The organism is Streptomyces sp. NPDC017991 (genome assembly GCF_044328075.1).
Taxonomy (GTDB): Bacteria; Actinomycetota; Actinomycetes; order Streptomycetales; family Streptomycetaceae; genus Streptomyces.
This window is the reverse complement of sequence record NZ_JBIRGP010000006.1, coordinates 324,225-344,859: the sequence shown is the minus strand read 5'-3', so window position 1 is coordinate 344,859 and position 20,635 is coordinate 324,225. Positions and strand designations below refer to the sequence as shown.

Here is a 20,635-nt window from a genome sequence, read left to right as displayed (position 1 = left end):
GTGGTGCAGGATTGATCCATGACCGGACCGATCCGCATCACCGCCCCCGACGGGGTCGCTCCCGCCGCCGCGTACGCGCACGTCGTCGTGGGCACGGGCCGCTTCGTGGCGGTCTCGGGCCAGCTGGCGCTCGACGAGGACGGGAAGCCGGTCGGCGAGGGCGACCCGGCGGCGCAGGCCCGTCAGATCTTCGAGAACCTGCGGCGCTGCCTCGCGGCGGCCGGCGCCGGCTTCGACGACGTGGTCAAACTGACCTACTTCGTCACGGACATGGCCCACATGCCGGCCATCCGCGCGGCCCGGGCCGCACACATCCCACCGGACCGCCTGCCGGCCGCCTCCGCCGTACAGGTCGCCGCCCTCGTCCGCCCGGAGTTCCTGATGGAGATCGAGGCGTTCGCGATACTGCCCGAATGAGCCGCTCCGGTGTCCCGCCGCGCATCCGGGAGATGACCCTGTCCGACTGTCCCCGCGTGGCGGAGATCCGTGTACGCGGCTGGCAGAGCGCGTACAAGGGGCTGATGCCCCAGTCGTACCTCGACGACCTCGACGTGTCGGCCGAACTCCCGCGCCGACGGGCCCACTTCGAGCGGGCGGCGGGCACGGACGTGGTGAACCTCGTCGCGGAGTCGGCCGGCGTGGTCGTCGGCTGGGCCTGCCACGGGCCCTACCGCGACGAAGAACCGCGGGCCCAGGACACCAGGGGTGCCGGGGATGCAGGGGACGCCGAGCTGTACGCGATCTACGTCGACCCCGACCGGATCGGGCGCGGTGTGGGTCGTGCCCTGTTGCGGGCGTCGGTCGAGCGGTGCGCCGCCGCGGGGCACGACAGGATGCTGCTCTGGGTCCTCCAGGAGAACGCGGACGCGCGCCGCTTCTACGAGCGGGCCGGTTTCACCGCGGACGGCACCGAGGAGCCCTACGAGGTCGAGGGCGTCCTCGTGCCGGAGGTGCGGTACGCCCGTCGCGGCCTCTCCACGGCGTCGACGCCCCTGTCCGCCAACGGTCGGACAGACGGTACGCACAGCGCATAGGCGCGCGTCGGCCGATGCGGCGGGGATCGCCCCGTAGACACGGACAGGTGCGGTACGCGGAACGTACGGGTCTCCTGCCGGCGCCCCCTGCCACCTGCCGCTGACCGGCCAGTGACCGGCCGCCCCCTGCGCTCCCCTTCAACTCTGTTCCGTGCACAGGGTGTTGGGCCGGACACGGGAGGCATATTCCCTGGTACGGCCGGGACCCGCCGGGGGCCTTCAGCACTACGCTCGAAGACGCTTCGCCACCACCGGCCCGTGCTCGTGGCCGAGGATCAGCGCGCGCCGGCCGACGCCCTGGCCATCGCCATCGGAGCACAGCCGGACCTGGACCGCGGCGAAGCGGTGGGTACGGTCGACGAGGCGTTGCGGGAGGCGACCCGTCGACCCCCCTCCGTGGCACTACTGGACATCCACCCCCCGGACGCGGGGGACGTTCAGGGGCGCGAGGAACTGCGCACCCAGCCCCCACAAACCCGCACCCACAAACCGACGCCCCACCCCACCCCCTCAGGGGCGCGGGGAACTGCGCACCCAGCCCCCACGAACCCGCACCCACAAACCGACGCCCCACCCCACCCCCTCAGGGGCGCGGGGAACTGCGCGACCAGCCCCCACGAACCCGCACCCACAAGCCGGCACACCCCCGCACCACAAAGCGCTAACTCCGCCCCCGCGGAACCCGCTGAGCCGGCAGCCGCCGCAACGCATCGGCCGCCGCCCCCGCCAACTCCGGACGGACAAGCGCCTCGTTCAGCACGGGCCGGGCCCGCTCGTCGCCCAGCACACCCAGCCCCTCCACACAGGCAAGGGCGACCCGCCGATACGGATCGTGCGGCCGGAACCGCCGCGCCAGGGTGGTGATCAGGGCGGGCACGGACTCGGGTGCACGGAGTTCGACCAGGAGCCGCACCGGATGAAGGGCATAGGCGACGCGCAGCTCATTGGTGGCGAGGGCCGCCGCCGCCCTGGCGGTACGCGGGTCCCCGAGCCGGGCCATGGCGTACGCGGCGGAGGCGCACCGCTGCGGATCCCGGTGGTTGAGCAGCAGGACGAGTGCCTCGAAGGCCCGCCGGTCCCCGGCGACACCGAGCCGGAACGCGGCCAGTTCCCGCGCCCAGAGCGGCTGTTCGGGAGCGACGAGTACGCCGGCCAGCTCGTCGAGATCACCGGTCGCGGCCAGTCGTTCGTACGAGAAGGACGCCATCGTGCCCGCCTCCTGCCGTAAGCGCTGGGTGAGCGATCGCAACTCTTCGTCCATGATGCAGAGACTATCGGCGACATAGGTCACATGGACCGGCCAGGAAAGCGGGCTGGCGCGCTCGTTACTCACCGGTTAAGCTCAATCGAGCGAGTTACCCACTCGTGGATCCGCCCGTGGTGGCCTGGTGACGCAGCCGCCGCGGGAACACCCTCACACCCCCGTGGTCGTGAGGGAGCTGGTCGGTTCGGTACTTCAGGTACCTCAGTTCGACATCACGGCACGGCTCCGGGACAGGGCCGGCCGGTTCTCCTCACCGTTCCGCGGGTTCGTGCACCAGACCCGCGACCGGCACCGGGCGTGTGCGCTTCGCAGCCCGGCACCACCCGCAGGCATCACGCGCACGCATCACGCGCTCCCTCCGCACTCCGTGCGCCCGTCGGCGTATCCGCGTGCGTCCCTCAGTCGTCACTCATTCCTGGAGTCCTTCGATGGCCACTCCCCTGTCCGACCCCTCGTTGTCCTCCGTGTCCCTCCTCAGGACCGTCGCCGTCGTCGGCCTCGGCACGATGGGCACCGGTATCGCCGAGATCCTCGCCCGGGCCGGCCGCGAGGTCGTCGGCATCGACATCAGCGAGGCCGCCGCGGCGCAGGCCGTCAGCGCGCTGGAGTCCTCGACCGCCCGTGCCGTGCGGCGTGGGCGCATCACCGAGCAGGAACGCGACGACACCCTCGCCCGCTTCCGCACCTTCACCGATCTGCGGGCCGCGGCCGACGCCGACCTGGTGATCGAGGTGGCCCCGGAGTCGTACGAGGTCAAGCACCAGATCTTCCGGGAGCTGGACGGTGTCGTGCGCCCGGGGACGATCCTGGCGACCGGCACGAACGCCCTGTCGGTCACCCGGCTGGCCGCCGACTCGGCCCATCCCGAACGGGTCCTGGGCCTGCACTTCTTCAACCCCGCGCCCGCGATGAAGCTCGTCGAGGTCGTCTCGTCCGTGCTGACCGCGCCGGGCGCCGTCGCCGCCGTCACCGACCTCGCCCTCGAACTCGGCAAGGAGCCCGTCGCGGTCGGCGACCGCCCCGGCTTCGTCGCCGACGGCCTGCTCTTCGGCTACCTCAACCAGGCCGCCGCGATGTACGAGGCCAAGTACGCCAGCCGCGAGGACATCGACGCCGCGATGCGGCTGGGCTGCGGCCTGCCGATGGGCCCGCTCGCCCTGCTCGACCTGATCGGCGTGGACACCGCGCGTACGGTCCTGGAGGCCATGTACGCGGAGTCGCACGACCGGCTGCACGCGCCGGCGCCGATCCTGAAGCAACTCAGCCAGGCGGGCCTGACCGGCCGCAAGACGGGCCGCGGCTTCTACACGTACGACGCCCCGGGCAGCGCGACCGTCGTCCAGGACGCGCTGACACCGCCCGAAGGGGGACCCGGAACGGCCGGCCGGACCGTCCGCTCGGTCGGCGTCGCGGGATCCGGAACGATGGCGTCCGGCATCGCCGAGGTCTTCGCGAAGGCCGGGTACGACGTCGTCCTCGCCGCCCGCTCCGAGGAGAAGGCCGAGACCGCGAAGGCCCGTGTCGGCAAGTCGCTCTCACGCTCCGTCGACAAGGGCCGCCTGACACCCGAGGCAGCCGCCGCCACCCTGGAACGCATCACCCCGGCGGGTTCGTACGAGGCCTTCGCCGAGGTCGACCTGGCGCTGGAGGCCGTCGCCGAGGACCTGGAGATCAAGCAGCAGCTCTTCGCGGTGTTCGACAAGGTCTGCAAGCCGGGCGCGATCCTGGCCACGACGACGTCCTCGCTGCCGGTCGTCGCGTGTGCCCGGGCCACCTCGCGGCCGCAGGACGTGATCGGCATGCACTTCTTCAACCCGGCGCCCGCGATGAAGCTCGTCGAGGTCGTGCGCACGGTCCTGACGGCGGACGACGTGCACGCCACGGTCCGTGAGCTGTGCGCGAAGGTCCGCAAGCACCCGGTGGACTGCGGTGACCGGGCGGGTTTCATCGTCAACGCGCTTCTTTTCCCCTACCTGAACAACGCGATCAAGATGGTCGAGGAGCACTACGCGACGCTCGACGACATCGACGCCGCGATGAAGCTCGGCGGGGGCTACCCGATGGGGCCGTTCGAACTGCTCGACGTGGTCGGTCTGGATGTCTCGCTGGCCATCGAGAAGGTGCTGCACCGCGAGTTCCGCGACCCGGGGCTGGCCCCGGCGCCTCTCCTGGAGCACCTGGTGGCCGCGGGCTGCCTCGGCCGCAAGACGGGCCGCGGCTTCCGCGAATATGCGCGGCGCTGAGCCGCCGCGCGACGACGGGCCCGGGGACCGGCCCGGCATGGGTGCCTCCGGGTCCGGGGACCGGCCCGGAGGCACGCATGCACCCGGCCCCGCCGCTGCCCCCGATCGGGGCGCCGGCCCCGGCCCGACAGAAGGGCCGGGGGCCGGCCGCGCCCCGGGGGTCCGGAACGCCCCGGACACCCGGCTGGACCGGCCCGGCAGCCACGAACCGGATGCCAGGAGCAGTCAGAACGGCCGCCCCGGCCCGGCCGGCCGGCGCACACCGAAACCGACCGACCCCCACGACCCGGGCACCGGGCCCGACCCGGACCGCAGGTCCCTGCCGGGCCGCTCGGGCGGGTGGGGGGTCGGCGGGGCCCCGGCCCGGGGCGGCGGTGCGTCCGTCACGCGGGCCGACTGGGGCGGGCTGCTCGACCCGGCCGGGGCCCCTGAGCGGGAAAGACCCGGTCGGGAGCGCTCCGGCGCGTCCATGCAGTACGTTCGGGGCATGTCCCAGCCCGCCAAGTCCTCCCGTACACCAGCCACGTCCGACGCGCCGGAGAGCGCCGCGGGCGGTCGCGCCGCGGCCCAGCGGCTCAAGATGCGCCGGGAGCTGGCGGCCGCCGCGATGGAGCTCTTCGCGACGAAGGGGTACGAGGCGACGACGGTCGACGAGATCGCGGCCGCGGCCGGGGTGGCCCGGCGCACCTTCTTCCGGCACTTCCGTTCCAAGGAAGAGGCGATCTTCCCGGACCACGACGACACCCTGATCCGGGCCGAGGCGGTGCTCAACGCCGCGCCGGCGCACGAGCATCCGCTGGACACGGTGTGCCGCGGGATCAAGGAAGTCATGCAGATGTACGCGGCCCGCCCGGAGATCTCGGTCTCGCGCTACAAGCTCACGCGCGAGGTGCCGACCCTGCGGGAGGCGGAGATCGCGTCCGTGGCCCGGTACGAGCGGCTGTTCACCCGCTATCTGCTGGGGCACTTCGACGAGCACGCCCACGACGACGACGCCAACGACGACCCGCTGCTCGCTGAGGTCGCCGCGTCGGCCGTGGTCACCGCGCACAACCACGTGCTGCGCAGGTGGCTGCGGGCGGGCGCCCAGGGCGACGTCGAGGCGCAGTTGGATCACGCCTTCTCGATCGTCAGGAAGACCTTCGGCACGGGGATAGGCGCCGGCCGGGACACCACCTCGCATCAGGCGGCGCTCTCCACCGCGTCGGTGGAGGGCGAGGTCCTGGTGACCGTCGCCCGCGTCGACGCTCCGCTGCACCAGGTGATGCGGACCATCGAGCAGGCTCTCAAAGAACGGTCGTAGACACCCCGGGCTGGAAAGAAGGGCGCTCCCTCCTGGAGGGGGCGCCCTTTTCTGATCGATCATCGCTCATCTGTGACCGGAAGATGACAACTGAGAGAAATTGTTGGCACTCGGTGCCTTGCTAGATGACACGCAGTGTCATACGTTGAAGATGTCCGGGCGGCCGGCGTGCAGAGATCCTTCGTACGTCGGCTGTCCCCGCAAGCCAAGGCCTGCGAGCCCGGACGCCTGCGTCACAGGCAACCTTCCGCGCCACAAAGCGCTGCCGAGCACCACCCTCTGCCGAACCGACGGCACGTCCCACCCAGCAGCTGTCCACCCCGACGTAACCCTCAGCGTTCTCCTCGGACGCTCATCGCCGGAGGCATCACCGTGAAGGAAATCCTGGACGCGATCCAGTCGCGGACGGCCACGTCCGCCGACTTCGCCGCTCTACCGCTCCCCGAGTCCTACCGCGCGATCACCGTGCACAAGGACGAGACCGAGATGTTCGACGGGCTCGCCACCCGCGACAAGGACCCCCGCAAGTCGATCCACCTGGACGACGTGCCGGTGCCGGAGCTCGGCCCCGGCGAGGCCCTGGTGGCCGTGATGGCCTCCTCGGTCAACTACAACTCCGTGTGGACCTCGATCTTCGAGCCCATGTCGACCTTCGGGTTCCTGGAGCGCTACGGCAGGCTCAGCGAGCTGACCAGGCGCCACGACCTGCCGTACCACATCATCGGTTCGGACCTCGCGGGCGTCGTGCTGCGTACCGGGCCGGGTGTGAACGCCTGGCACCCCGGTGACGAGGTCGTCGCGCACTGCCTGTCCGTCGAGCTGGAGTCCAGCGACGGGCACAACGACACCATGCTCGACCCCGAGCAGCGCATCTGGGGCTTCGAGACCAACTTCGGCGGCCTGGCAGAGCTCGCACTTGTCAAGTCCAACCAGCTGATGCCCAAGCCCGACCACCTCAGCTGGGAGGAGGCCGCGGCCCCGGGTCTGGTCAACTCCACCGCGTACCGGCAGCTGGTCTCCCGCAACGGCGCCGGGATGAAGCAGGGCGACAACGTCCTCATCTGGGGCGCGAGCGGCGGCCTCGGCTCGTACGCCACCCAGTTCGCGCTCGCCGGCGGCGCCAACCCCATCTGCGTGGTGAGCAGCCCGCAGAAGGCGGACATCTGCCGGGCGATGGGCGCCGAGGCGATCATCGACCGCAACGCCGAGGACTACAGGTTCTGGAAGGACGAGCACCACCAGGACCCGAAGGAGTGGAAGCGCTTCGGCAAGCGCATCCGTGAACTCACCGGCGGCGAGGACGTCGACATCGTCTTCGAGCATCCGGGCCGCGAGACCTTCGGTGCCTCCGTGTACGTCACCCGCAAGGGCGGCACGATCGTCACCTGCGCCTCCACCTCGGGCTACAACCACGAGTACGACAACCGCTACCTGTGGATGTCCCTGAAGCGGATCATCGGCTCGCACTTCGCCAACTACCGGGAGGCCTGGGAGGCCAACCGGCTCATCGCGAAGGGCAAGATCCACCCGACGCTGTCCAAGGTGTACTCGCTGGAGGAGACCGGGCAGGCCGCGTACGACGTGCACCGCAATCTCCACCAGGGCAAGGTCGGGGTCCTGGCGCTGGCGCCCACCGAGGGTCTCGGTGTGCGTGACGAGGAGAAGCGCGCCCGGCACGTCGACGCCATCAACCGCTTCCGGAACATCTGAGGTCCGAAGATGACAGAGCGCCAGACGCCGCGGGAGCGCAACGAGAAGGACCGGCCGTGGCTCATGCGGACCTACGCCGGTCACTCCACCGCGGAGGCGTCCAACGAGCTGTACCGGCGCAACCTCGCCAAGGGGCAGACGGGTCTGTCGGTCGCGTTCGACCTGCCGACCCAGACCGGGTACGACCCCGACCACATCCTCGCCCGCGGCGAGGTCGGCCGGGTCGGCGTGCCCGTCTCGCACCTCGGTGACATGCGCCGGCTGTTCCAGGACATCCCCCTGGACCAGATGAACACCTCGATGACCATCAACGCCACCGCCATGTGGCTGCTGGCGCTCTACCAGGTCGTCGCCGAGGAGCAGGGCGTCGACATCACCCAGCTCCAGGGGACGACCCAGAACGACATCGTGAAGGAGTACCTGTCGCGGGGCACGCATGTGTTCCCGCCGGTGCCCTCCCTCCGTCTGACGACGGACATGATCTGTTACACGGTCAACAACATCCCCAAGTGGAACCCGATCAACATCTGCAGCTACCACCTCCAGGAGGCGGGAGCCACCCCGGTCCAGGAGATCGCGTACGCGATGTCCACCGCGATCGCCGTGCTCGACGCGGTGTTCGCGTCCGGCCAGATCGCCGAGGAGCAGAAGGGCGACGTGGTCGCGCGCATCTCCTTCTTCGTGAACGCGGGCGTCCGCTTCGTCGAGGAGATGTGCAAGATGCGGGCGTTCGGCCGCATCTGGGACCGCATCACCCGCGAGCGGTACGGCATCGAGAACCCCAAGCACCGCCGCTTCCGGTACGGGGTCCAGGTCAACTCCCTCGGGCTGACCGAGGCCCAGCCGGAGAACAACATCCAGCGGATCGTCCTGGAGATGCTGGCCGTGACCCTCTCGAAGGACGCACGCGCGCGTGCCGTGCAATTGCCGGCCTGGAACGAGGCGCTGGGGCTCCCCCGCCCCTGGGACCAGCAGTGGTCGCTGCGCATGCAGCAGGTGCTCGCCTACGAGAGCGACCTGCTGGAGTACGCGGACATCTTCGACGGCTCGCACGTCGTGGAGGCGAAGGTCGCCCAGCTGGTCGAGGACTCCTTCGCCGAGATCGAGCGGATCGAGGAGATGGGCGGCGCGATGGCGGCCGTCGAGTCGGGCTATCTGAAGTCGCAGCTCGTGTCGTCGCACGCGCAGCGCCGGGCCCGTATCGAGTCCGGTGACGAGAAGATCGTCGGCGTCAACATCTTCGAGTCGACCGAGCCCAACCCCCTCACGGCCGATCTGGACGCCGCGATCCAGACGGTCGACCCCGCCGTCGAGGCCCGGGTGACCGCGGCCCTCCAGGAGTGGCGCGACACCCGCTACCAGCCGCCGTTCAACCACCCGCGCCCCTGCAAGGCGCTGGAGGGGCTGAAGGAGGCCGCGAAGGGCACCGGCAACCTCATGGCGGCCACCCTGGAGTGCGCCCGTGCCGGGGTCACGACCGGCGAGTGGGCCGGTGCCCTGCGTGAGGTGTTCGGCGAGTTCCGCGCGCCCACCGGGGTGTCGTCCGCGCCCGTCGCGGTGACCGCCGAGGAGGGCACCGCGATGGCGGCGGTCCGCCGCAAGGTGGAACTGACCGCGCGGGACATGGGCGTCGGCAAGCTCCGCTTCCTGGTGGGCAAGCCGGGCCTGGACGGGCACTCGAACGGCGCCGAGCAGATCGCCGTACGGGCCCGTGACGCCGGCTTCGAGGTGGTCTACCAGGGCATCCGGCTGACGCCCGAGGAGATCGTGGCCGCGGCCGTCGCCGAGGACGTCCACGGCGTGGGCCTGTCCATCCTGTCGGGCTCGCACGCCCAGCTGGTGCCCGACGTACTGGAGCGGCTGCGCGAGGCGGGCGCCGCCGACATCCCGGTGATCGCCGGCGGGATCATCCCGAACGCCGACGCCGAGCTGCTCAGGGCCGCCGGAGTGGCCGCCGTCTTCACCCCGAAGGACTTCGACATCACGGGAATCATCGGCCGTATCGTCGACGAGATCCGGAAAGCGAACAAGCTCGACCCTCTGGAGGTCCCCGCATGACCAGCCCTGTTCCCCAGGTCAACCGTTTGCGCCCGCGGCGCTCCTGCCTGGCCGTGCCCGGCTCGAACCCCCGCTTCCTGGAGAAGGCCCAGGGCCTGCCCGCCGACCAGGTCTTCCTCGACCTGGAGGACGCGTGCGCCCCGCTGGCCAAGCCGGAGGCGCGGCACACCATCGTCAAGTTCCTCAACGAGGGCGACTGGACGGGCAAGACGCGGGTCGTGCGCGTGAACGACTGGACCACCGAGTGGACGTACCGCGATGTCGTGACGGTCGTCGAGGGCGCGGGGCAGAACCTCGACTGCGTCATGCTGCCGAAGGTCCAGGACGCCCAGCAGGTGGTGGCGCTCGACCTGCTCCTGACGCAGATCGAGAAGACGATGGGCTTCGAGGTCGGCAGGATCGGCATCGAGGCGCAGATCGAGAACGCGCAGGGGCTGAACAACGTCAACGAGATCGCGACGGCCTCCCAGCGCGTCGAGACGATCATCTTCGGACCGGCCGACTTCATGGCGTCGATCAACATGAAGTCGCTGGTCGTGGGCGAGCAGCCGCCCGGCTACCCGGCGGACGCGTACCACTACATCCTGATGAAGATCCTGATGGCCGCCCGCGCCAACAACCTCCAGGCGATCGACGGCCCCTACCTGCAGATCCGCAACGTCGACGGCTACCGCGAGGTCGCCCGGCGCGCCGCGGCCCTCGGTTTCGACGGCAAGTGGGTGCTGCACCCCGGCCAGGTCGAGGCGTCGAACGAGATCTTCTCGCCGTCCCAGGAGGACTTCGACCACGCGGAGCTGATCCTGGACGCGTACGACTACTACACGTCCGAGGCGGGCGGCAAGAAGGGCTCCGCGATGATCGGCGACGAGATGATCGACGAGGCGAGCCGCAAGATGGCCCTGGTCATCTCCGGCAAGGGCCGGGCCGCGGGGATGCAGCGCACGTCCAAGTTCGAGACGCCGGAGGCCTGAGCACATGCAGTTCGGCCGCACCTACGAAGAGTTCACCGTCGGCGACGTCTACAAGCACTGGCCCGGGAAGACCGTCACCGAGTACGACGACCACCTCTTCTGTCTGCTCACGATGAACCATCACCCGCTCCACATGGACGCCAACTACGCGGAGAACACCACCGACTTCAAGAAGAACGTGGTGGTCGGGAACTACATCTACTCCCTGCTGCTGGGCATGTCCGTCCCCGACGTGTCGGGCAAGGCGATCGCGAACCTGGAGGTCGAGTCGCTCAAGCACGTCGCGCCGACCTTCCACGGCGACACGCTCTACGGCGAGACCACGGTCCTCGACAAGACGCCCTCCCGGTCCAGGAACGACCGCGGGATCGTGTACGTCGAGACGAAGGGCTACAAGCAGGACGGCACGCTGGTCTGCGTGTTCCGCCGCAAGGTGATGGTCCCCACCGAGACGTACATCAAGGAGCGCGGCGGCGAACAGCCCGGCCGCCCGGAGCTGAGGGCTCCCGCGGAGAAGAAGGCTCCCGCCGACCAGAAGACGGAGAAGTAGCCATGGCGCGACTCGCCCAGACCGCCGGCCTGACCGACATCCAGCGGGAGATCCTGTCGACCGTACGGGACTTCGTCGACAAGGAGATCCTCCCGGTCGCGACGGAGCTGGAGCACCGCGACGAGTACCCGCAGCAGATCGTCGACGGACTCAAGGAGTTGGGCCTCTTCGGCCTGATGATCCCCGAGGAGTACGGGGGCCTGGGTGAGTCGCTCCTCACCTATGCGCTGTGCGTGGAGGAGATCGCGCGCGGCTGGATGTCGGTGTCCGGCATCATCAACACCCACTTCATCGTGGCCTACATGCTCAAGCAGCACGGCACCCAGGAGCAGCGGGAGTACTTCCTGCCGCGCATGGCGGCGGGCGAGGTGCGCGGCGCGTTCTCCATGTCCGAGCCGGCGCTCGGCTCCGACGTGTCGGCCATCACGTCGAAGGCCGTGAAGGACGGCGACGACTATGTCCTGAACGGGCAGAAGATGTGGCTCACGAACGGCGGTACGTCGACTCTCGTGGCCGTTCTCGTGAAGAGTGATGAAGGCCATAGCCCTTCCGAGGTGGCCGCCGCGCCCCACAGGTCGATGACGACCTTCCTCGTCGAGAAGGAGCCCGGTTTCGGTGAGGTCCGCCCCGGCCTGACCATCCCCGGGAAGATCGACAAGATGGGCTACAAGGGGGTCGACACCACCGAGCTGATCATGGATGGCCTGCGCATTCCGGCCGATCGTGTGCTCGGCGGCACCACCGGCCGAGGTTTTTATCAGATGATGGACGGCGTCGAAGTGGGCCGTGTCAACGTGGCCGCGCGTGGCTGCGGTGTCGCTCAGCGTGCATTTGAGCTGGGCGTTTCCTACGCCCAGCAGCGTCACACGTTCGGCAAGCAGATCGCTCAGCACCAGGCGATCCAGTTCAAACTGGCCGAGATGGCTACCAAGGTCGAGGCCGCCCATGCGATGATGGTCAATGCGGCGCGCAAAAAGGACTCCGGGGAGCGAAACGACCTCGAAGCAGGGATGGCGAAGTACCTCGCCTCCGAGTACTGCAAAGAGGTCGTGGAAGACGCCTTCCGGATCCACGGCGGCTACGGCTTCTCAAAGGAGTACGAGATCGAGCGCCTCTACCGCGAGGCCCCGATGCTGCTCATCGGTGAAGGTACCGCCGAGATCCAGAAAATGATCATCGGACGCAGGCTGCTCGAAGAGTATCGGCTGCAGGGCTAGATATACCGATTCGGGGTGTTTTCATCGAGAAGAAGATCACACCCCGTCAGCACTCTTCGGACACCGACTCGGCTTCCTGGCTTACCCAGTTGTGGCCCGCGACCGGTACGATCCCGGGAAAGCCGCCGTCCCCAGTCACAGCGCGGCATCATCCGCTACGAAGGTCATCCATGCCCCACAGCCAAACCTCTGCACCACGCGACAGCCTGGCCGGCGTACGTCTTGCGCGCGGAGCATCGCCGTGGCTCCTCCCGACCGTCGCCACCGCAGCCCTCAGCCTGGTACGCGCGCGCAAGTCCGGCGCCGCCAAGGCCGTGGCCGTACCCGCCACCGCTCTCGCGGCGGGCATGCTGTGGTTCTTCCGCGACCCCGAGCGCGAGATCACCCAGGGCCGGGTCATCTCGCCCGCCGACGGTGTGGTGCAGAGCATCATGCCGTGGAAGGACGGGCGCACCCGCGTCGCGATCTTCATGAGCCCGCTGAACGTCCACGTCAACCGCGCGCCCCTCTCCGGCACGGTCACGTCGGTCGAGCACATCCCCGGCGGGTTCGTTCCGGCGTTCAACAAGGAGAGCGAGAACAACGAGCGCGTTGTCTGGCACTTCGACACCGAGCTCGGCGACATCGAGATGATCCAGATCGCCGGTGCGGTCGCGCGGCGCATCGTGCCGTACATCCCGCAGGGCACGAAGGTCGAGCAGGGCGAGCGGATCGGACTGATCCGCTTCGGGTCGCGCGTCGACATCTACCTCCCCGAGGGCGTGGAGGTCGACGTGGAGGTCGGTCAGAAGACCGTGGCGGGGGTGACTCGCATTGACCGTGATTGATCCCGAGACGCAGACCGGCTGGGTGCCGGAGGCCGACGAGCTGGACGACGAGGAGGAGATGCCCCTCTCTCTCCGTCTCTCGATAGCGGACACGCTCACGCTCGGTAACGCCACATGTGGCTTCATGGCGGTGTACTTCACCACTACGGGCATCCTGATCCCGCACCTCACGGGCAGCCAGGAGACCGGCATGGCGCGGCACAGCGCCGCCACGGCCGTGATCCTGATGCTGTGCGCGGCGGTCTTCGACCTGTTCGACGGCCTGGTGGCCCGCAAGCTGCGCTCGTCCCCGATGGGCGCGGAGCTGGACAACCTCTCGGACCTGATCAGCTTCGGTCTGGCGCCGGCGTACTTCGTGCTGGTCTACGGCATGGTCGCCGACGACGCGCACCAGCGGGTGGCGGCGGTGGGCGGGATCGTGGTCCTGCTGGCCGTGGTGCTGCGGCTGGCGAGATTCTCGTGCGTCACCGTCAAGGACGGCACGTTCCAGGGCATGCCGTCGCCGTTCGGCGCTCTGACGGTCGTCTCGATCGTGCTGCTTGAGCTGCCGTTCGTCGCCACGCTCATGGCGATCATCGGTACGGCGTGGCTCATGGTGAGCCGGGTCGAGTACCCGAAGCCGCGGGGGCGGCTCGCTGTGGCGATGCTTTCCTGGATCGTGCTCAGCATGGCGCTGCTGGCCGCCTGGGCGTTCGACGCGCCGGGTGGGCAGCTGCTGCTGCAGACGGGGTGTGCGCTGCAGCTCGTCATGGGGGCCGTCATTCCCCTCTTCGCCACGGCTCGGAGGGTCAATAATTTCCGGGGTAACCGGCGGGAGGCTCGGGCGGCGCAGTTGCCCTAGCGGGCGGTGCGGTTGCCCTGGCGGGTGCGTGATGTGACGTGGAAGGGCCCCGAACCTTTTTGGTTCGGGGCCCTTCTCGTGTGCGTCACAGTGCGGGTGCGTGGGGGCTGGTCGCGCAGTTCCCCGCGCCCCTGACGGGGCCCCTCACGGGGCCCCACAGGGTCTTAGGCGCTCGGGGTGTACGCCTCCGCCACCGTGGAGGCCGTGGGCTCCTGGACCACCCTCATGCCGCCCGTCACCGACTTGTCGGGCTGGAGGATGACGCTCTCCTTGGAGGAGGACGCCTTGGGGTCGGTGAAGTTCTGAGGGGTGCCGAATCCCGTGTCCAGGGCGTCGATGGTGAGCAGGGCCTTGTCCACGCCCTCACGGGTCAGGTCCTTGGACGCGCAGGCCTTCTTCAGTGCCTCGCCGAACGCGGAGGCGGCCGTCCAGCCGGCCACCACACCGTTGTCCAGGGAGTCCTTCGGGTACGCCTTCTTGTAGTCGGCGACCAGCTTCTTGGCGCCCGAGGTGTCCGCGCCGATGGGGAGCGAGGGCGAGGCCACCCAGTAGTTCTTCATCAGGGCCGGTCCCGCCTGGGTGGCCAGCAACTGCGGGGCGAAGGCCGAGTTGTTGCCGATGATCGGGACGTTGAAGCCGCCCGCCGCCGCGACGCCGACCAGGGAGGCCGCCTGGCGGGGACCCGCGCTGAGCACGACCGCCTTGACGCCGGCCTTCTTCAAGGCGGCGACCTGCGCGGTCATGTCGTTGTCGGTGGGTTTGATCTTCTGCTCGACGACGGTCAGCCCGGCCTCCTTCGCGATGTGCTTGGAGCCGGTCAGCGCGCTCTCGCCGTAGTCGCCCTCGAAGTAGACGTGCCCGAGCTTGTCGCCCTTCTTGAGGCCCTTCTCCTTCATCAGGAAGTCGACGGCGTTGATCGTCTCGATGTCGTACGTGGACCCGATGACCCGGATGTAGGGGCTGCCGAGCAGGGCGGACGACCAGGCCTGCGGCAGGACCAGGCCCTTGTCCTGTCCGTCGATGCGCTGCTCCACAGCGGCGACGAACGGAGAGCCGATGAACTGGGCGAACCCGAGCACCTTCGGCGCCAGCTCCGTGTAGGCGGAGACGGCCTTCTGCGGGTCGTAGCCGTGGTCGCGGACGGTCAGCTCGACCTTGTAGCCGCACACGCCCCCGTCGGCGTTCAGCTGCTTCACATAGAGCTGCTGCGCCTGGGTGACGCTCTTGCCGAGAGTCGCGTAGACCCCCGTCATGTCGGTGAGGGCGCCCAGTGAGATGGTCTTGCCCGAGATGCCCTCGCCGGTCTTCACCTCTCCCGCGGCCGAGTCGCCCTTCTTGCCGCCTTCGTCATCGTCCTTGGCCTTGGAGCTGCAGCCGGACAGCAGCAGCAGCGCCGCGATCGCCCCGGCGGCCACCCTGGTCGTACGGGTCGTGTTCATCGTGCTCATCGTTCCTCCCCTGGATCGGTCCTGAAGCGTCGTCCGGCGGCCACCCTGACCAGGCCGCCGGGAAGGAAGAGCACCACCACGACAATGGCGGCGCCGTAGAGGTACCGGGATGCCTCCCCCGGTGCGATCCCGCCCGTACCGGGGGCGGAGACCAGGGGCAGCGCATCGCTGTAGCGGGTCAGCAGCTGCGGCAGCACGGAGACAAACACCGCGCCGATCACCGCCCCCGACACCGAGCCGAGCCCGCCGATGACGATCATGGCGAGGTATTCGAGCGACAGCGTGATGCCGAAGTAGTCCGGCACCGTCCGCTGGAAGACCAGGGCGAGCAGTACGCCCGCGAGGCCCGCGTACATCGAGGACAGGACGAAGACGGCGGCCCGGTAGCGGGCCACGGGGACGCCCATGACGCCGGCCGCGATGCGGTGGTCGCGGATCGCGTTCATGGCGCGTCCGGGCCGCCCGCGCAGCACCCCGCGGGCGAAGAGCGCGCCGCCGAGGAGCATCACGAGTGCCGCGTACCAGAGCTTCTCCGCGGAGCCGAACGGGACATTGGCGACCAGCAGCTCGCTGTCGTCGAAGGTCAGCCCGAACAGGCTCAGGGGCGGTACGTCACGGCCGTTGAAGCCGCCGGTGAGGTCCTTGGCGTTGAACAGCACGTGCTGGCCGATGAAGATCAGCGCGAGCGTGGCGATGCCCAGGTAGGCGCCGCGCAGGCGTCCCGCGATGGGGCTGAAGAGGCCGCCGGCCAGGCCCGCGACCAGGACGGCGAGGACGGCCGCGAGCCAGGTCGGCAGGCCGAGGCCGGTGAGCCCGTCACCGCCGTCCGCGGCGAACACGCAGTAGCCGTACGCGCCGACCGCGAGGAAGAAGGCGTGCCCCATGGAGAGCTGGCCGGTGGAGCCGGTGAGCAGGTTGAGCCCGATCGCGCCGATCGCCGCGGCCATCGCGAACAGGCCCGCCTGGAGCCAGAACCGGTCCAGGTAGAAGGGCAGGACGAGCAGCAGGAGGGCGCCGGCGGCCCACACGTACGTGCGCTTGCGGGTGGGCAACCGCCGGGGGCGGCGGGCGGCGGTCTCGGATGCGGGTGCTTCGGAAACCGGTACTTCGGAGACGGGCGTCTCAGACACGGGCCAGCTCCTTCGTGCCGAACAGCCCGGCGGGCCGGATGAGCAGGATCACGGTCATCACGAGGTAGGGGGCGACATCGCCCAGTCCCCGGCCCAGGAACGACAGTTCGCTCTGGTAGCCGGTCGCGAGGGATTCCGTGACGCCGACGATCAGACCGCCGACGAGTGCTCCGGTGGTGGAGTCGAGGCCGCCCAGGATCGCGGCGGGGAAGGCCTTGAGGGCGGCGAGCGAGGTGGCCCGCTCCAGGCCCGGGGTGGGAAAGACGGTCAGGAACAGGGCGGCCACGGCGGCGAGTCCGCCCGCCACGGCCCAGGCGCCGAGCGACACCCGCCCGAGCCGTACGCCCATCAGCGCGGCCGTCTCCGTGCTCTCGGCGGCGGCTCGCATCGCCACTCCCCAGGAGGTGTACCGGAAGGTGAGCAGGAAGGCCGTGATGAGCAGGCCCGCGGTGACGAAGGCGGCGATGCGCGTGTGCGCCAGCGAGATGGAGCCGATGGTGAGCACGTCGTCGCCCCACGGGTCGCCGAGCGGCAGCACGTCGGTGCCGATCCGGCGGGTCAGCTCGGTGGTGAGCAGGATGTCCACACCGATGGTGACGATCGCGAGAACGCTGTGGTCGGAGCCCCGGTAGCGGCGCATCACGAGGAACTCGACGGCCGCCCCGACCAGCGCTGCCCCGGCGATCCCCGCCAGCAGGGCGGGCCAGAAGCCGATGTCGTCGTGGAGGACCGCGGTGATGTACCCGCCGGCCAGCAGCAGGGACGCGTGGGCGAAGTTGACGACCTCGGTGGCACGGAAGATGACCACGAAGCCGAGGGCGATGAGGGCGTAGACCGACCCCATCGAGAGCCCGTTGAGGAGGAGTTCGGCGAAGGTGCTCACGACGTGGTCTCCTCTTTCCCGGAGCGCCCGGCCTCTTCGGGTTCCTCGGAGCGCTCCCCCAGATAGGCGCGTACGACCGCCGGATCGTTCTGTACGTCCGCGGGGGCGCCGTCCGCGATGCGGCGCCCGAAGTCGAGTACGGTCACCGCGTCGGCGAGCCGCATCACCACCCCCATGTCGTGTTCCACCAAGACGATCGAGATGCCGAGGCTGTCGCGGACCCCCGCGATCACGGCGGAGGTGCGGATCCGCTCGTCGGCGGTCATGCCCGCGACCGGCTCGTCCAGGAGCAGCAGCCGGGGCTCCATGCACAGGGCGCGGGCGAGTTCGGCGAGCTTCTGCTGGCCGTACGGCAGCGAGCCCGCCGGACGGCCGAGACAGGACGAGATGCCGACGAACTCGGCGATCTCACGGACGCGTTCACGGTGACGGCGCTCCTCACGGGCCGCTGCGGGCAGCTTCAGTCCCGCGGAGAGGAAGCCGGTGCGGGTCAGCCGGTGGCGGCCCAGCAGGAGGCTGTCCTCGACCGTGGCGAGCGGTGGCAGGGCGAGGTTCTGGAAGATGCGGGCGACGCCCAGATCGGCGATGCGGTGCGGAGGCATGCCGGTCAGTTCGTGCTCGCCGAAGCGGACGCTGCCGGCGGTGGCTCTGTAGACGCCGGACAGCACGTTGAAGCAGGTGGACTTGCCGGCTCCGTTGGGGCCGATGAGGGCGTGGACGGTGCCGGGGCGCACGGTGAAGTTCACGGCGTCCAGTGCGGTCAGACCGGCGAAGCGCACGGTCAGGTCCTGCACCCGCAGCGGTGGTACGTCCGTGTCGGCCTTGGGGCCTGGGCCGGGGGAAGTGGGCTGTGGCGGCGCGGCGTTCGTCATGGTGATGTGCTCACCCCTTCCATCGGGTCAGCGCCGGGTGCGAGGCGCGGGCCTGCTCGGCGTCGGCTGCCGCGTCCTCGTCGACCACGCCCAGGTAGCGGCGGCGCACCTCGTCGGAGGCGGCCAGTTCGTCGGCGGGCCCCGACAGGGTGACCTCGCCGACCTCCAGGACGTACGCGCGGGTGGCCAGACGCAGGGCCAGGGCGGCGTTCTGCTCCACGAGCAGGATCGAGGTGCCCTGGGTGTTGATCTCCCGCACCGTCTCGGCGATCCGTGCCGCCATCAACGGGGCGAGTCCCAGGGACGGTTCGTCCAGGAGCAGCATCCTCGGGGCGGCCATCAGGGCGCGGCCGACCGCGAGCATCTGCTGTTCTCCGCCGGACAGCAGACCGGCGTGCTGCTGGGCGCGGTCGGCGAGGACGGGGAACAGCTCGTGGACGCGGCGCAGCGCGGCGGCCCGCTCCGCGCGGCCTCCGCTGGCACCGAGTGCCCCGGCGCGCAGGTTGTCGGCGACGGTCATCCGGGCGAACACCCGGCGCCCTTCCGGGATCTGGGAGATCCCGGCGGCCACCACCCGGTCCGGCGGAAGGCCGCCGAGAGGGCGTCCGTCGAACTCGACCGTGCCTCCGGTCACCGCGCCGCCGTGGAAGGACAGGGTCCGGCAGATGGCCCGCAGGAGGGTCGTCTTGCCCGCGCCGTTGCCGCCGAGGACCGTGACCACGGCTCCCTCCGGCACCTCCAGGGACACCTGGCGCAGTGCTCGTACCGGACCGTATCCGACCGACAGGTCCCGTACGGCCAGCCCCGGACCACCCATGGCATTCCCCCTGTCATCGCGCTCTCGCTCGTCTCGCACCCCGGCGTGTTCACGTCCGGTGTGGCGCTCACCACAGCACCGGCGGAGGCGTCCGTCCACCGGGCGCGGGCGAATCGCTGCGGGTGACCAGCGGGTACGGGCAGGCGTTGTGCGCGCGCACAACACCGCGTGTCAGGGGCCTGTGCGGGGCGGCACACAGGTGGCATCCTCCGGCCATGGGAGCCCGCAGAAGGCGTACCGGTCATGACTGGAAGCTGCTCGCCGAATCCTGCACGGCGCTGTTGGAGCGGCTGCCGGAGCTGGTCGACGAGCACATGCGGCAACTGGCCGAACACTCCCCCGTCTACGGGGAGTTCCTGCCGTACGACCAGCAGTGGCGGGAGGCCCAGGACGCGATGCGGATCGGGATCGAGACGATCTCCGCGCCCCGGGACTCGCCCCGCCGCGACCTGGAGTACGCGGAGGACGCGGGCCGGCGCCGGGCCCAGCAGGGCCTGCCGCTGGAGTTGCTGGTGCACGCGTACCGCTCCGCGGGCTATCTGGTGTGGGACGCGCTGCTGGAGGCGGCGACCGGCAGGGAGCCGGAGCGTCTCGGTGTGCTGATGCGGTCGGCGACCATGGTGTGGTCCGCCGTGGACGCGCAGGCCGCGGCGGCGACCGAGGCGTACCGGGCGACCGAGATGGAGCTTCGGCGCCGTACCGACGAACGGCTCCAGGCGCTGCTGGACGCGCTGCTTGAGGGCCAGGAGGCGCCCGGCCTCGCGGCGCGCGCCGCCGCGGGCCTCGACCTTCCCGAGCGGGGTCCGTACGCCGTGGTCGTGCTGCGCTCGGAGCGGCGGGAGCCGTTGCGGCGGCCCGTGGAGGGGGCGGGGCTGCGGTTCGTCTGGCGTATGCGGGCCGACTGCGAGGTGGGGGTGGTGGCCCTCGGGCCCGGGCAGGGCCTCGACGGGGTCGCCCGGGCGCTCGACGGGCGCTGTTCCGGTCCCGGCGGGATCAGTCCCGTCGTCGCCGGGCTCGCCGAGCTGGGGCGGGCGCGGCGGCTCGCCGAACTGGCCCTGCGTACGTGTCCGCCGGACGCGAGTGCCGTCGTGCGGCTCGATCAGCGGATGCCTACGGCGCTCGTCGTCAGCCAGCCGGAGCTGGCGTCGCGGCTGGTGGCGGACGTCTTCGGTTCTCTGCTGGAGCTCGAACCGCCTGATCGGGCCGTGCTGTTGGAGACGCTTGACGCGTGGCTGAGTTGTGAGGGGTCCGCCGGGCGGGCGGCGGGGCGGCTGTACTGCCACCGGAACACTGTGTTCAACCGTCTGCGGCGGTTGGAGCAGCTGACTTCGCGGTCGTTGGCGCGACCGCGGGATCTGATCGAGATGACGTTGGCGTTGGACGCGTATCGGTTGGCGGGGCCCACGGGGGTGGGGTAGGGCGTTTCCTCGCCCCCGCCGCCCCTCCCCTTCCCGTCACTGCATGAGG

Annotated in this window: 18 protein-coding genes; 12 read left to right on the top strand and 6 right to left on the bottom strand. The window is 70.1% G+C overall.

Annotated features, from left to right (window positions below):
* The first annotated feature begins 18 nt into the window (after positions 1 to 18).
* Positions 19 to 417, top strand: coding sequence for a RidA family protein (locus ACH4DZ_RS20335; RefSeq protein WP_398288577.1), 399 nt, complete (start codon positions 19 to 21; stop codon positions 415 to 417).
* Entirely contained in the window at positions 414 to 1,034 is a 621-nt protein-coding gene (locus ACH4DZ_RS20330) for a GNAT family N-acetyltransferase (protein ID WP_398288576.1), read from the top strand. Before ACH4DZ_RS20335 ends, ACH4DZ_RS20330 begins: the two co-directional genes overlap by 4 nt.
* A gap of 661 nt (positions 1,035 to 1,695) precedes the next feature.
* Here ACH4DZ_RS20330 and ACH4DZ_RS20325 read toward each other — a convergent pair.
* Positions 1,696 to 2,295, bottom strand: a complete 600-nt coding sequence (locus tag ACH4DZ_RS20325; protein ID WP_398288575.1) for an adenylosuccinate lyase — start codon at positions 2,293 to 2,295, stop codon at positions 1,696 to 1,698.
* 431 nt (positions 2,296 to 2,726) lie between these two features.
* Here ACH4DZ_RS20325 and ACH4DZ_RS20320 point away from each other — a divergent pair, with 431 nt between their 5' ends.
* From ACH4DZ_RS20320 to pssA, 9 genes are all read left to right on the top strand, one after another.
* Positions 2,727 to 4,541, top strand: coding sequence for a 3-hydroxyacyl-CoA dehydrogenase family protein (locus ACH4DZ_RS20320; RefSeq protein ID WP_398288574.1), 1,815 nt, complete (start codon positions 2,727 to 2,729; stop codon positions 4,539 to 4,541).
* A gap of 487 nt (positions 4,542 to 5,028) precedes the next feature.
* Complete coding sequence (locus ACH4DZ_RS20315; RefSeq protein WP_398288573.1) at positions 5,029 to 5,844, top strand: TetR family transcriptional regulator; 816 nt, start codon at positions 5,029 to 5,031, stop codon at positions 5,842 to 5,844.
* Between the two features lie 372 nt (positions 5,845 to 6,216).
* Positions 6,217 to 7,554 (top strand): crotonyl-CoA carboxylase/reductase, encoded by a 1,338-nt coding sequence (gene ccrA, locus ACH4DZ_RS20310; RefSeq protein ID WP_398288572.1) that lies wholly within the window; start codon positions 6,217 to 6,219, stop codon positions 7,552 to 7,554.
* A gap of 9 nt (positions 7,555 to 7,563) precedes the next feature.
* Positions 7,564 to 9,612 (top strand): protein meaA, encoded by a 2,049-nt coding sequence (locus ACH4DZ_RS20305; protein WP_398288571.1) that lies wholly within the window; start codon positions 7,564 to 7,566, stop codon positions 9,610 to 9,612.
* Positions 9,609 to 10,583, top strand: coding sequence for an HpcH/HpaI aldolase/citrate lyase family protein (locus tag ACH4DZ_RS20300; protein WP_398288570.1), 975 nt, complete (start codon positions 9,609 to 9,611; stop codon positions 10,581 to 10,583). Before ACH4DZ_RS20305 ends, ACH4DZ_RS20300 begins: the two co-directional genes overlap by 4 nt.
* Before the next feature lie 4 nt (positions 10,584 to 10,587).
* Entirely contained in the window at positions 10,588 to 11,133 is a 546-nt protein-coding gene (locus ACH4DZ_RS20295) for a MaoC family dehydratase (protein ID WP_398288569.1), read from the top strand.
* Positions 11,134 to 11,135: 2 nt separating this feature from the next.
* Complete coding sequence (locus tag ACH4DZ_RS20290) at positions 11,136 to 12,350, top strand: acyl-CoA dehydrogenase family protein (RefSeq protein WP_398288568.1); 1,215 nt, start codon at positions 11,136 to 11,138, stop codon at positions 12,348 to 12,350.
* A 170-nt stretch (positions 12,351 to 12,520) separates the two neighbouring features.
* Complete coding sequence (locus ACH4DZ_RS20285) at positions 12,521 to 13,177, top strand: phosphatidylserine decarboxylase (protein WP_107016765.1); 657 nt, start codon at positions 12,521 to 12,523, stop codon at positions 13,175 to 13,177.
* Between the two features lie 22 nt (positions 13,178 to 13,199).
* Positions 13,200 to 14,018, top strand: coding sequence for a CDP-diacylglycerol--serine O-phosphatidyltransferase (pssA, locus tag ACH4DZ_RS20280; RefSeq protein WP_107016960.1), 819 nt, complete (start codon positions 13,200 to 13,202; stop codon positions 14,016 to 14,018).
* 164 nt (positions 14,019 to 14,182) lie between these two features.
* Here pssA and ACH4DZ_RS20275 read toward each other — a convergent pair whose 3' ends face one another.
* Genes ACH4DZ_RS20275 through ACH4DZ_RS20255 form a run of 5 tightly spaced genes read right to left on the bottom strand, consistent with a single transcriptional unit; the run spans position 14,183 to position 19,168 of the window.
* Positions 14,183 to 15,466, bottom strand: a complete 1,284-nt coding sequence (locus ACH4DZ_RS20275; protein WP_398288567.1) for an ABC transporter substrate-binding protein — start codon at positions 15,464 to 15,466, stop codon at positions 14,183 to 14,185.
* On the bottom strand, positions 15,463 to 16,596 hold the full coding sequence (locus ACH4DZ_RS20270; protein ID WP_398288566.1) for a branched-chain amino acid ABC transporter permease: 1,134 nt from the start codon (positions 16,594 to 16,596) through the stop codon (positions 15,463 to 15,465). The genes ACH4DZ_RS20275 and ACH4DZ_RS20270 overlap by 4 nt, the downstream gene beginning before the upstream one ends.
* The gene (locus ACH4DZ_RS20265) at positions 16,589 to 17,479 is read right to left on the bottom strand and encodes a branched-chain amino acid ABC transporter permease (protein ID WP_189775248.1); all 891 of its coding nucleotides are present in this window, start codon (positions 17,477 to 17,479) and stop codon (positions 16,589 to 16,591) included. Before ACH4DZ_RS20265 ends, ACH4DZ_RS20270 begins: the two co-directional genes overlap by 8 nt.
* Positions 17,476 to 18,351, bottom strand: a complete 876-nt coding sequence (locus ACH4DZ_RS20260; RefSeq protein ID WP_398288565.1) for an ABC transporter ATP-binding protein — start codon at positions 18,349 to 18,351, stop codon at positions 17,476 to 17,478. Before ACH4DZ_RS20260 ends, ACH4DZ_RS20265 begins: the two co-directional genes overlap by 4 nt.
* Before the next feature lie 10 nt (positions 18,352 to 18,361).
* Positions 18,362 to 19,168 (bottom strand): ABC transporter ATP-binding protein, encoded by an 807-nt coding sequence (locus tag ACH4DZ_RS20255; protein ID WP_398288564.1) that lies wholly within the window; start codon positions 19,166 to 19,168, stop codon positions 18,362 to 18,364.
* Positions 19,169 to 19,383: 215 nt separating this feature from the next.
* Here ACH4DZ_RS20255 and ACH4DZ_RS20250 point away from each other — a divergent pair, with 215 nt between their 5' ends.
* Positions 19,384 to 20,586 (top strand): PucR family transcriptional regulator, encoded by a 1,203-nt coding sequence (locus ACH4DZ_RS20250; protein WP_398288563.1) that lies wholly within the window; start codon positions 19,384 to 19,386, stop codon positions 20,584 to 20,586.
* Positions 20,587 to 20,635: the final 49 nt, after the last annotated feature.